The following is a 12,923-nucleotide window of genomic DNA, read 5'->3' as shown; positions in this document are numbered from 1 at the left end:
GCCGGTATGGTCATTCATGTGGATCAATTGAGCAAGTCCTTTGACTACTACAAAAAAGAAACGGGAATCAGAAACTCCGTCAAGAATCTATTCCACAGGGAGAAATTAACCAAGGATGCTGTGAATAAGGTCTCGTTCGATATTAACGAAGGTGAGATGGTTGCATTTCTGGGTCCGAACGGAGCAGGCAAAACCACCACTTTGAAAATGCTCTCCGGCATCTTGTATCCGACTGGAGGCAGTGCGGAGGTGCTGGGCTACACGCCCTGGGAGAGGAAAAATGACTTCAAGAAGCAATTTTCCATAGTCATGGGCCAAAAAAACCAGCTATGGCTGGATCTGCCGGCAAGCGATTCCCTGTATTTGAACAAATGCATTTATGAAATCGGAGATCAGAAGTATAAGGAGACACTTGATGAATTAGTCACACTGATGGATGTGAAGCACCTGCTGCATGTACAGGTCCGAAGACTGTCCCTGGGTGAGCGGATGAAGATGGAGCTGATCGCTGCTTTGCTGCACCGGCCGAGAATTATTTTTCTAGATGAGCCGACGATAGGCCTGGATCTGGTCTCTCAGAAGAACATCCGCGAGTTCCTCAAGGCCTACAATCATGAATTCCGCACGACTCTGCTGCTTACGAGCCACTATATGAAGGATATTGAAGACCTCTGTAAGCGGACCATCGTAATCAATCAGGGCAAGCTGGTGTATGACGGGGAGATCCGCAAGATCAATGAGGTCATGAATGAGAAAAAACGAATGAAGCTGACGTTCTCGGCCATCGTCGAGCGGAAGGATCTGGCCGTTATGGGTTCTATCAAAGAATATAGCGGCTATGACGTCATTCTGGAAGTGGAGCGAGCGAAGTTCAAGGAGTATTCCAGAATGGCCATGGATCACTTTCCCGTCATTGATCTGAATCTGGAGGACATTCCTCTGGAGGAAGCCATTGCACGTTTATATGAACAGCCGGAGCCGCGCGGATGAACAATAAATTTGCCGTCAGCTTTTCGCTGGGAATCCAGAACTCCATGGAATACCGCTTTAACTTTTTTATGGGTTTTGCCAGTCTCTTCTTCCCGATCTTCATCCAGCTCTTCCTGTGGAAGGCGGTCTATAGCCATGCCTCTAATATGAACTTGTATGGCTATACTTACCAGCAGATGATCGTCTACACCATCGTAGCTGCCCTGATCTCGCGGCTGGTGGCTACGGGTCTGGAATATGACATTAACCATGATATCAAGAGCGGGGGGCTCAATAAATATCTGGTGCGGCCGATCGGTTATTTTCCTTATAAAATCTGTGTCTACCTTGGCGGGAAGGTCCTTTCGTTTGCCATTACGTTAATCCTGCTGCTGGGCGTGGTGCTGTTCATGGTTTATTACTTCAAAGCGCCAATCAGCGTATCGCGTATCCTGGTTTTTGGTGTCGTGCTTATGCTGGCGGTTGTGCTTAATTTCATGATCTCCTTCTCGGTCAGTGCGATTGCCTTCTGGTTAACCGATGTTTCTTATTTTTTTCATGTTACAGCGTTATTGATTCAGATTTTTAGCGGCGGGATTTTCCCGCTCGATATTTTTGGGGCGACATGGCTGGCCGTCTTCGACTACCTGCCGTTCAAGTATACGATCTACATGCCGGTGAATGTAATCAATGGCAAGCTGACCCTGCTCCAGGCGCTGCATGTGTTAGAGCTGCAACTGCTATGGATTGGACTCCTTCTGTTGCTTACGCGCTATATCTGGAAAGTGGCGATCAAGAAATATATTGCCGTAGGGGGTTAAGGGAACCCGATGCTTAGATCACTCCGGAAGTACGGTTTCATATACACCTTGTTCATCAAAAATTCCCTGATGTCCCAAATGGAATATAGAGTGAATTTCCTGATGGGCCTGCTGGTGGAGACCTCCTATCTGTTCGCCAAATTCCTGTATGTGATTATTGTCTATGAGGCGGGATTAACGCTGGATGGCGTGCCCATTGATGCGATATTGCTGTTTATTGGCACCTATACCTTGATGACGGGGCTATATTGGGGACTATTTGCCATCAACTTCGTGCAGATCCCGGAGCATGTAAGAACCGGGTCACTTGATATTTTGCTAACCAAGCCGATTTCCCTGCAATTTATGATGACCTTACGGAATGTTGACTTTGGGCTGGCGATTCCGAATGTGCTGGGCGGAGTGACCATGGTTGTGGTGGGCTGGAGAAGACTGGGGCTTCCGGCCGATGCCGCTTCAATAGGCGGATTCATCTTCTTCCTCGTGCTGGGACTGTTCGTAACCTACACCTTGTTCCTGATCCCGCAGTTATTATCGTTCTGGTTCATTCAGATTGCTGCTGTCAATGACATCTCAAACGGCCTGTTCGAGCTGAATAACATGCCAATGATGATCTACTCCAAATGGATTCAGCGTATAGGGATATTTATTATTCCGGTTCTATTGATTACTAACTTCTCACCCTTATTCGTGCTGGACCGGTTACATCCGGGCCTCTTCCTCTGGGCCATTCTGTCTCCCATCCTGTTGCTGGGAATCACGAGATGGATCTGGTCCAAAGCGATTCGTAATTACAACAGCTCAGGCGGCTAGATATCCGGAATCACAGGAGGTAAGGATATGAATATTCAGAAGCCATATCGTATTGGAATTTTGGGCTGCTCCACAATCGCTCCATTCTCGATCATTAACCCGGTCAGGGAGCTTGATCAATTTGTAACGTATGGTGTGGCGTCGCGTGATTTGGACCGGTCTACAGCCTATGCGCTGAAGCATCAGATTCCGCATGTGTTTGAAAGCTACGATAAGCTGCTGGCGTCGGCGGACATTGATGTGGTCTATATTCCGTTATCCAATTTCCTGCATAAGGAATGGACGCTGAGGGCGATTGAGGCTGGCAAGCATGTCTTGATTGAGAAACCGATGGCCTTGCATGCCGATGAGGTGCTGCTCATCAATGAACGGGCGAAGGAGCAGGGCGTGCATGTCCTTGAAGCGCTAATGGTCCAGCATCATTCCTGGCAGCAGGATATAACAGACATGATAGCAGCAGAAACCTATGGCAAACTGACAAAAATCAAAACCCGGATCTCCTTTGAAATTCTGCAAAGCAACTACAGCGCGGATAATTACCGGTTCAAGCCGGAGTACGGCGGCGGCTGCTTCATCGACGAATGCTCGTACTGGCTGCAGTTTATTCAAAAGGTCATCGGCTTGAAGCCGCAGACACTGGACGGATTCTCGACCTTCTCCGGTGTCAATCAATGTGATTGGACCTTTCATGCATCGTTGCAATATGAGGGGGGCGTCGAGGCAGAGTTCCTGGGTTCCTTTGAAATGCCGAACAATGCCACCCACTGGCTGGAGTTTGAGCGGGCCAGGGTAAGGATCAGCGGCTTTTTCAAGCCTTGCTATGGGGATTACAAGATCATCATTCAGGTTGAACATACGGAAGAGGGAACAACTGACAAGCTTGTATACTCTCCGCAGAATTACTATGTGAACCAGCTTAAGTTTTTGGCTGAGGTGCTTGGAGGCACTAGAGAGAATATCCCCTTATCCGAATCCTATGAACGAGTGGCAACCATGAACGCCATCTATGAGATTGCGAGGAACAAGCATGCTGGGCAGCCTACCCTGGAAGATAGACCGGACGGGGAGGCTGTGAATTATGGATGACCGGGAACAGGAGATTCGTAAGCTACTCGCTCAATTGCCCGGCGGTTCTCCCCGTCTGAAGAATGCAGGTATGGACGCGGATTTGCGAAGCTATGGCATGGATTCTTTGTTGTTTATTCATTTTGCGGTGGTCCTGGAAGAGCATTTCTCAATAGAGGTAAGCCCGGAATTTCTCGATATAGATAAACTATACAGTCTTCAGAAATGGAGAGAATATATTGATTCACAGGATCTCGTATGTTAGTAGCCCTGGAGATGGACTATTACAGCGAGGGCTACCGGACCATGCACTCCAATTGCGTGGATTTGCCCATGGCGGGTGCTGCAGGCTTTCATCAGTATGAGAATTATTTCTACTATACCTTCCTGTATGCCGTCATGATGAATTGGGGAGAGGCAGCGGACGGGGACTGGGTGGCCTCCAGACGCAGCATTCTTAACAAGCTCGGCTTGACCCTTAAGGTGACTGAGGTCCTGGATGCTGCTGGGCTGCTGTCTGCGATTCGCATGAACATTGATCAGCAGTGCCCGGTCGTGATGATTGCCAACTACAACGATCTGTTTTTTTTGAGCCAATACAGGACGGTCGTTGACGATCATGCCGTGTTAATCACGGAATATGATTCAGCCAGACGACTGATCGTGATCCGGGAGAATCAGCTGAACAAGGAGGTAACCCTGAATGTGATGAAGGGGGAGCCTTTTTTCAAGCTGCAGCTGACCGAGGAATTGATAGCGGATATCTGGAATAAATCCAATGCTTCTTTTAAGGAAATCAGGAATTATTGTTATAACAAGCTGTTCAGTGTAGCGAAAATAGGCGAACCGGAGGTTCACAGCTATCTGGAGCTGGTTGAGGATTTCGTGGAGTCCAATAAAAATCGTTCCAGTCATTTGATCGAAGCCGTGGAACGGTTCAATGATAATGTCTCTCTTATGGAGGGGCTTAATGACGCAAATGCCATTGCGGTTGAATTTGAAACCATGCGCAGGAGTTATCACGGCTCGGCTATCATCATGTTTGATATCTTCGAGAAGGCGTTGCCCTGGTTATCCTCTCATGAAGAATGGGGGCAGATATTCGGCGGGTTCCGGGACCGGTATATCAAATTCAGATACCATCTGATCTCTAGTTTCCATGCGGATACGCTGAGACGGAAGCTGCTGCCGCCGGATCGAATTCTTCAGCTTACAGTGGAGATTAGCCAACTGGATACGGAGCTGTTCTCTCTGCTCCGTAAGCTGCTCACCCATCACCATAAGGAGCGGGAATCTCACAATGCCGCACAGGCCTGGACGAATTATGCAGCTTGCGCTGAGGTGTCTGCGGACAGTGAGTATAGCCTTGACCCGGAGACTGTCTGTCAAGCCAGCCAGGCGGTGAACGGCAGATGGGAGAATTGGGTCACGGATTCCTGGCATTCGGACACCGCCCGGCCCGTCCATTGGTTGCTGCTGGATCTGCTGAAGCAGAGAGATATTCTGAGAGTTGTGATCAGGCATTCTCCTGCCCCCGGCTATATCACGATGGATTATGAGCTTCAGGGAAGCAACGACACAGAGCAGTGGGAGCAGATAGCGGCTGTACGGAATAATGAGTCTGTCTTAACCGTGCATGAGGCTGACGGCTGTTCATTCAGATACATCAGACTATATATTACTTATCCGGCCCAGAATGATTTTCAGGCGCGGATCTATGAGCTTGAAGTGTGGGGACTGCCTGATATCACTCAAGCCTCAAAAATCTGATATGATTCAAAAAAAAGTAGGATATCCTTCCATTTGGCCTGCTGGATATAATAAAAATGTAAAAAATAAAATGCCATATTGATTGGAGAATCAAACATGAACAACAAGAAAAAATGGACGATTTATGTGATTCATCATTCCCATACGGATATTGGCTACACCGAGCGGCAAGAGAAGATCGAGCAATATCACGTGGACTTTATCAGGCAGGCCATTGCGATCTGCGAGGCGGCTCAGACGGAAGACCGTAAGGAATGGGCGGGATTTAAATGGACCTGCGAAACCTTCTGGGCCGTGGAGAAATTCCTGGAGGAAGCCACGGAACAGGAAAAGGAACAATTTGCAGCCGCGCTCAGACGCGGGGATATTGAGCTGTCGGGCACCTACTTGAATATGACGGAACTGATCAATTTCGAGCTGCTCAGCAGTATGCTTGCAAGGGCGGGGAACTTCGCCCGGCCGCTGGGGCTTCAGGTGAAGTCGGCCATGACCGCGGATATTAACGGATACAGCTGGGGTTATGCACAGGCTCTGGCAGATGCAGGAGTCGAGAATTTGCTGTCCAGTATCCACACGCATCACGGGATGTTTGCCATCGGGCGCAAGCAATTCCCCTTTTATTGGGAGACACCCAAAGGCAACCGCCTGCTGGTATGGAGCGGCGAGCATTACATGATGGGGAATGATCTGGGGATCAATCCTGATGGGGCATTGTCTTATACCATCAAAGACGAAGACCCGGTATGGGGGATCTCTAAAGATCACTGGAAGCTGGCCGAGACCCGGATTGCCCGCTATCTGGATCAGCTGGAGAAGGAGCAGTATCCCTACGATTTTGTATTGGTGAATGTCATGGGGCTGCTGCGGGATAACTCGGCGCCGAACCCCGGAATCATAACCTTCATCAAGGAATGGAATGAGAAGCACGGGGACCGTGTTGAGCTTGAAATGACAACGCTTAACCGGTACTTCGACCTGTTGCGGCAGCAGGAGGCCGAGATTCCTGTCTATAGCGGGGACTGGCCGGACTGGTGGTCCGATGGCGTGGCATCAACCGCGATGCACACCCAGATCTTCAGGAATGCCCAGCGGACCCTGGACGTCGTCAAGCGGCTGGACCCGGAGCGCAAGCTGGCGGCGTCAAGCGATATTGCCCAGGCAGAGCAGCAATTAATAATGTATGCCGAGCATACCTGGGGATATCACTCCTCCATCTCGGAGCCCTGGCACATCATGGTGCAGGAGCTGGCCGTCCGCAAAGAGGCGTATGCCGCCAATGCCAGCAGACTGGTTCATACCTCGCTGGATGCGGTACTGAAGGCGCGGGGCGATGTGCTGCTGCGGGCTGACCGGGCATTCACCTATAAAGTAATCAATTCCTTCGATTCCCCCGTTGAGGATCTGGCTCATTTCTATCTCGAGGAGCAGTGGGAAGCGGATTATTTCCGGCAGGGGCTCGAGGTGGTCGATGAGCAGAGTGGAGAAGTGGTCCACCATCAGCAGGAGAAGGTAAGCAGAGGATACCAGATTGCGGTCATGGTCAAGCTGGGCGCAAAGGAAGAGAAGCGGTTCCGTATCCGGGAAGCCTCGAAGACCGTCCCGGTGACGACGAGCAGCACCCGCTTGCGGGGAGCCGACCGGATTCATGATATCCGGGATATCTTCCCTCCTGTGCAGGAGGAGACCCCCCGGCTGTTCATCACGGAGAATCATATTGAATCGCCTTACGTACGTATTGCGTGGAGAGCCGGAGAAGGCATCGTCTCCTGGATCGATAAGCAAACCGGCCGGGAATTCATTGATCCCCGTCAGGCTCACGGAGCCTTCACTCCGGTGTATGAAGTGACCCCCGGCGGCGGTGACGACCAGATGACCGTGCGTAGAATCATGGGCAGGAACCGCAAAGGTATGAATGTTCAGCGGTCGGAGGGGCTCCTCTCAGGCGTGAAGGAAATAACGAATGGCCCGGTGTATGGCATCATTGAATTGAAATATCAGGTTCAAGGGATGAGCCACTATTCATTATTCCTGAAGGTGTTCAAGGACCGGAAGAGAGTCGATGTCTCTGTCCGCATCCACAAGGATAGTGTGTGGGACCCGGAGAATGTGTACGTCGCCCTCCCCTTTAGTGCAGGCGGCAGCAGTGAGCTGTGGTTCGAGAAGGCCGGGGCTGTCCTAAGGCCGGGAGTAGATCAGATCCCAGGCACCTGTACGGATTTCTATTGTATTCAGGAAGGGCTTGCGGTTATATCCCCTCAAGGCGGGCTGTCCATTGCGGCCCCGGATACGCCGCTGATGCAGACCGGGCCTTTGGAATACGGCCCAAGACTCGTGCAGGGCCAACAGGAAGAGAACGGCCATACCTCGTTATACGCCTGGGTGCTGACCAATTACTGGGAGACGAACTTCAAGGCGACCCTCGGGGGATTCTACGAATTCCGGTATATGCTGCAATGGGGAAGCGAAGCGGATACGGCAGAACAAGCTATTCAGTTGTGCCACAGTGCCAATGCAGGCACGGTTGCATTCAGAACCACATAAATTCCGGCGGGCTTAAGAAGGGCTGAATCTTTTATAGAGAAGCCCTTTTTTTGGAATATAAGAAATTATATGTTTCACACCATAACTTATCCTTCTATTTCTGGCTGAAACGGTGCCGTCCCTAATAGGACGGCATAGCTGTTTCCACTTGTGTAAAAAAGGGAGGCGTGCGCTGTGTACCGTATTCTGATTGTGGATGACGAACGCATAGAGAGAGAGGGCATTCAGCAATTGATACAGGATCACCATCTGGAGCTGGAGACACTCCTTGCGGCGAATGGCGAGATTGCGCTGGAGATCCTCGGGAAGCACAGGATTGATATTCTGATTACAGATATCAAGATGCCTTTTATGGATGGACTGGAGTTGTCGGAGAAGGTTAGCAGCCTGGGTCTGGATATTGAAATGATCATCTTCAGCGCTTACCATGAGTTTGAATACGCGAGAAGAGCCTTGCGGACCAACATATCGAATTATTTGCTCAAGCCGGTTCATATCCCGGAGTTTCTCAGTGTGATTAACGAGGCGATCAGGGCCTGTGAAGACAAAGCGGCAGAGAAATTGCGGAACGAACAACTGGTGGAGGGATATAACCGGGGGCTGCTGTATGAGAAGGAGAAAATGCTGCTGGACTCCCTAAACGGTGTGAAAATCAATACAGAGGCCTGGATGTCCCCGGAACTGCTGGAATATGTCCAGCACAAGCATTGGCTGCATATGATTCTGGTGGATTGCCGCCGGAAGTTTTTTGATATTCACAATGATGAATTCATTAGGCTGTTACATGATAACCTCAGCTACGCCTTCGATTATGTGAACTTGAGCGAGCATCAAAGTATGCTGTTCGTCAAGCACCCCCGCCCCATCCCCAAAGAGACGCTGAGGCTGCTTGGAGATCAGATTATCCGCGCCGCCGCCGGGAGCCTGGAGCTGAATGTGGGTCTGGTGATCGGGAGAGCGGTGAATCAGCCGGAACAGTTGTATGATGCCTATACCGAGATGGAGCAGATGCTGGAATTCAAATTTTTCATGGATGAGTATACCCTTCTATTTGCCGATGAACCCTTTGAGCAAGCGGGCTTTGACGAGATCGAATTGAATCCGATTCTGGATAAGGTCTACCAGTGTCTGGAGTATAACGATTTTACCGGTGCGAAATACAGTATAGAGCTGCTGTTCACCTACCTGAGAACCAAAGGGCAATTCTCGTCCCTGTACACCAAGTTCATCTGTTCGGAAATTATGAAAAAGGTGGTGACGAGAGAGAAAAACCATGAGCCTGTGGAAATGAATCATTACTTGGACCAGATTCATAAGACCGTTTCCCTTCAGGATCTGAAGGATCACATGTTTGCGATCCTGTCCCTCATGGAAACCGTCAGCGGAGCGAGCCCCAAGAAGGCCGCCAATCTTAAGCTGATCCGGACCATTACAGATGTAATCGACAAGGAGTACGATCAGGATCTCTCTTTGGAGGGCATCGCGGAGAGGGTCTATTTGACCCCCAGTTATCTGAGTTATTTGTTCAAGAAGGAGACGGGTCAAAGTCTCATCCGGTACATCACGCAGGTGAGAATGGACAAAGCCGTCGAGCTGCTGAGTACAACGAATATGAAGATCGTCGATATTTATAAGAAGCTGGGCTACAGAAGCTCGACCTATTTTATCCAGACGTTTCGTAATTACCATGGAGTCACTCCGGCCAAGTTCAGGGAAGGCTCTCCGTAGGGTAGCGCCCTCACCATGATCCAACTATTTCTCGCTGGCACGATACCGGAAATAGTTGGATTTTGTACACTTACTGATGGACGATGGGAACCTGCGGCGGCAACAGTTGTATAAACAGCACTTAAATTCTCCGATTTCACCCCAAGCAGCGAAAACGCACAATAGCAGATGTAGTTTATCCACTTGCTTCCGTCCATCCCTCGGAAATGGTCAATTTAAGTTACGTATTTCCACTTGTGATCCTAAGCTGGACGGGTGCAACGACGAAGCGCATGGCGAAGCTAGCCGCGAAGCACACGGCAAAAGCACATGGTCAAGCTTGCGGCGAAGCTCGCCGCGAAGCTCATGACGAAGCAATGACGATGCCCCGCCTATCCCTCACTGAACATCCGGGCAATGCCCCGGAAGGTATACGCGAGTACATGCTCCGCCGTGCGGACCGTCAAGGCGGGGGAGCATGACCTCTGCAAGCGGTTCAGCAAGGCAGGGCCTAACAGATCATGGCTTTTGGAGATTTGCCCGCCCAGCATGATGAAGTCCGGCCGGTAACCGTCCACGTAAGGCTGGAGCAGCTCCCCGAGCCGGGCTCCGAATTCGGCGAATACCCCGCGCGCGGCAGCATTCCCCTCTCTGGCTTCATGGGCAAGCTCCTTCACATCCATGTTCGCTCCCGGAAGCCCAGCCTCCCCAATCCCCGCTTCACGGGCCAGCTTCAGGATGCCTCTCCTGGAGAACCAATCATCCGCCCTGCCGTCAAGATAAGGCTGGTCATACAGCCAGCCGTTCGGCGGGATGCCCGGCCCTGATTCCATGATCCGGGAGTTGTCGATGAAGGCGGAACCGAGGCCGGTTCCTAGCGTCAAGGCCATGAACCGCTTACGCGGGAATTCGGCGCTGACTCCCAGCGCAAACAGGCGGGCGTCATTCTCGAAGCGGATATCCATGTCCGGCAGCGTGCCGGCCTCCCGGGAGCTGCCAGCGTGCCAGCGTGCGCGTAAGGCTTGGCCCAGATTCAGCCCGTAGATCGCCTCGAATTTGCCAAGCCCCCGGATCAGACAGACGCCCTGCCTGTAATCGAACGGGCCGGGAAAAGCCATCCCGATATGATAGCGGCAGTCCGTTACAGCGTCCGGGTACCTATGCTGATACAGGTTGTACTGGGCCTGAAAGATAGACATGAAATGGTCAAGGATCGTTTCCCGGTCCAGGTCAGCCAGGGCGGGGAATTCCATGTCACTGCCTTGCAGCGGAAGGCCGTCCTCCAGCACGCAGGTCTTAATAAAGGTTCCGCCCACATCCAGCGCAAGTACGATATCACGGCTCAAGGAGACTCACATCCCATGCTGCGGAGACACCGGCCTTGATCAGCTTGCAGGGGCCGGAACCGGTATTGACGATGGTGTATTCCCCTAGTACAGCCGGGAGAATATACGATTCCGCATAATGCAGCTCCACAAATACCGCCTCGTCCGCAGCAGACACAATCCGCACAGACTCTCCTTCAACGAGGTTATACATGGTCATTTCGCCGCGCGTATCGTCTTTCCAGGTATCCTTCAGATGAACACGGTGGACATAGAACAGCAGATCGCTGCGCTGTCCCAGCACATACTCTTCATTCTCCCCTTGCTGCTGCAGAAGCACCGGCGAAGGCATGAGCTGCTCTTCAACCCGGGCGGTCTTCTGCGTGAAGTCAATATTGTCGAAGGCGAAGTCGATATTGATCGGCCGGGGTTTGCCGTCCAGGTCCTTGCGCAGAAAATCATAGATTTTGAAGGTGAACCACCAGGTGGTAGAGGAGATTTCCAGCACCAGATTGTCTTTGCCTGCGGAATGGACGGTTCCGGGCGGAATCAGGAACAGCTCGCCCTTCCGGGACTCATAACGGTTGACATAATCGGTCAGCGGCAGCGGGATGCCCGTCTCCTGAGCCTTCTGCACCTCATGGCGGAACTGCTCAGGTAGGCAGTCTTCAGTCAGTCCCAGATAGACCCCGGAATCCCCCTGCTGCTCCATGATGTAATACGATTCCTGCTGGGCCATGAATTCATTGAATTGGCTGCGGATATAGTCCTGGGTGGGGTGGACCTGGCAGGACAGATTGTCTCCGTCCATCGTGTCCAGATAGTTGAAGCGGATCGGGAAATAATCCCCGAATAAGCCGGTCAGACGTTCTCCCAGTATCGCTGGATGCTCCTGCTGCATGACCAGAAGAAACGGAATTTCCATCTCTTTGCCTTCGTACCCTACAAGGATGGAATTCTCCGGGGCAATCGGCTCGAAGCTCCAGGCGCAGTTCACCCAATCCTCCGGCAGATCAGCCAGCTGTTTGAGGAATTGTCCGCCCCACACCCCCGGTGCATAAAAAGGCTTCACCCGCAGCGGCGACCCGGCAATATCCGAGATCATCCGGCGCAGGGACGGCACGGCAGTCATGACCGGCTGCTTCGGCTGATTCAGGTCGAGGTAGTAGTCCATATGATCCAGGATTTGTTTGCGGTAGGTTTCGAGAATAGGCCATTCGACGAACAGGGCGATTTTATATTTCTCCACCGCATCCCGGTTCCAGTTGAGGCCGAAACTCAGCAGCTCCTGCCGGTGGCCGGCCTGCTGGTATTCACGCGAGACATCCAGATAGAAGGAAAGATCGAACCGCCCCTCTCCAAGCCAGTAAGCTCCCGGGCCAAAAACGATACAGAATGCAGCCAAGTCCGCACCCGGCTCCGCTTCATCCAGCCTGCGGGCGGCTTCTTCCCTGGCCCCGTCCCGGAAATAATCCTCTATACTTCCGTCAGTGAAATAGCCGAAGGCGCGGTTATCCGTAATATTGGCGGCAAAAAACTCCCGCAGCTCTTCGCCTGACTTGAGATAGCTGCCCGAGCCGATGAGGGACACTGAATGACCCGCTTGCTCAAGCGCATCCACTGCCCGCTGCAGAACGGTTTGAAACGGGGCGCCGTGGGTTCCGTCAAAAGCAACATACAGATTGCCGCTTCCCTTCTCACTGGCGAGCTGAAGCAGGGAAGCGGCAATCGCTGAATAGCCTTCCCGGAGCACTGCGGGAGGAGCAGCCAAGGGGATGTCGTCCTGCGGAACAGGAATGGGGCTGCGTACAAGGTTGACTGGTCGTTTAACAAACATGGGGAACTCACTCCTTCTAAGGGTCTACAACCATTGTAAGGAGTCCTTGCGGGATTATCTTTGAATACGGCGTCT

Annotated in this window: 10 protein-coding genes; 8 read left to right on the top strand and 2 right to left on the bottom strand. The window is 51.7% G+C overall.

The features are described 5' to 3' along the window. Positions 1-6: 6 nt before the first annotated feature. From C173_RS12750 to C173_RS12715, 8 genes are all read left to right on the top strand, one after another. Positions 7-990, top strand: coding sequence for an ABC transporter ATP-binding protein (locus C173_RS12750; protein ID WP_036725315.1), 984 nt, complete (start codon positions 7-9; stop codon positions 988-990). Further along, positions 987-1,790: an ABC transporter permease gene (locus C173_RS12745; RefSeq protein WP_036725314.1), complete on the top strand. Its 804-nt coding sequence runs from the start codon at positions 987-989 to the stop codon at positions 1,788-1,790. Before C173_RS12750 ends, C173_RS12745 begins: the two co-directional genes overlap by 4 nt. 9 nt (positions 1,791-1,799) lie before the next feature. Further along, positions 1,800-2,603, top strand: a complete 804-nt coding sequence (locus tag C173_RS12740) for an ABC transporter permease (protein ID WP_036725313.1) — start codon at positions 1,800-1,802, stop codon at positions 2,601-2,603. Between the two features lie 27 nt (positions 2,604-2,630). Continuing rightward, positions 2,631-3,689, top strand: a complete 1,059-nt coding sequence (locus C173_RS12735) for a Gfo/Idh/MocA family protein (protein ID WP_051478012.1) — start codon at positions 2,631-2,633, stop codon at positions 3,687-3,689. Beyond that, positions 3,682-3,933 (top strand): acyl carrier protein, encoded by a 252-nt coding sequence (locus C173_RS12730; RefSeq protein ID WP_036725312.1) that lies wholly within the window; start codon positions 3,682-3,684, stop codon positions 3,931-3,933. Before C173_RS12735 ends, C173_RS12730 begins: the two co-directional genes overlap by 8 nt. Beyond that, entirely contained in the window at positions 3,927-5,438 is a 1,512-nt protein-coding gene (locus tag C173_RS12725; RefSeq protein ID WP_036725310.1) for a discoidin domain-containing protein, read from the top strand. The genes C173_RS12730 and C173_RS12725 overlap by 7 nt, the downstream gene beginning before the upstream one ends. A gap of 96 nt (positions 5,439-5,534) precedes the next feature. Continuing rightward, a complete protein-coding gene (locus C173_RS12720) occupies positions 5,535-7,979 on the top strand; it encodes a glycoside hydrolase (protein WP_036725308.1) in 2,445 nt (814 codons plus the stop codon). Between the two features lie 174 nt (positions 7,980-8,153). After that, a complete protein-coding gene (locus C173_RS12715; RefSeq protein ID WP_036725307.1) occupies positions 8,154-9,707 on the top strand; it encodes a response regulator transcription factor in 1,554 nt (517 codons plus the stop codon). A 371-nt stretch (positions 9,708-10,078) separates the two neighbouring features. Here the strand turns inward: C173_RS12715 and C173_RS12710 are convergent, their stop codons facing one another. Together C173_RS12710 and C173_RS12705 are read right to left on the bottom strand one after the other, a co-directional pair. Beyond that, complete coding sequence (locus tag C173_RS12710; protein WP_051478011.1) at positions 10,079-11,032, bottom strand: ROK family protein; 954 nt, start codon at positions 11,030-11,032, stop codon at positions 10,079-10,081. Next, entirely contained in the window at positions 11,022-12,848 is a 1,827-nt protein-coding gene (locus C173_RS12705; protein ID WP_036725306.1) for a class I mannose-6-phosphate isomerase, read from the bottom strand. Before C173_RS12705 ends, C173_RS12710 begins: the two co-directional genes overlap by 11 nt. Positions 12,849-12,923: the final 75 nt, after the last annotated feature.

The sequence above is a fragment of the Paenibacillus sp. FSL R7-277 genome (assembly GCF_000517965.1).
Taxonomy (GTDB): domain Bacteria; phylum Bacillota; class Bacilli; order Paenibacillales; family Paenibacillaceae; genus Paenibacillus_AQ; species Paenibacillus_AQ silagei.
This window is presented reverse-complemented; position numbering and strand designations above follow the sequence as displayed.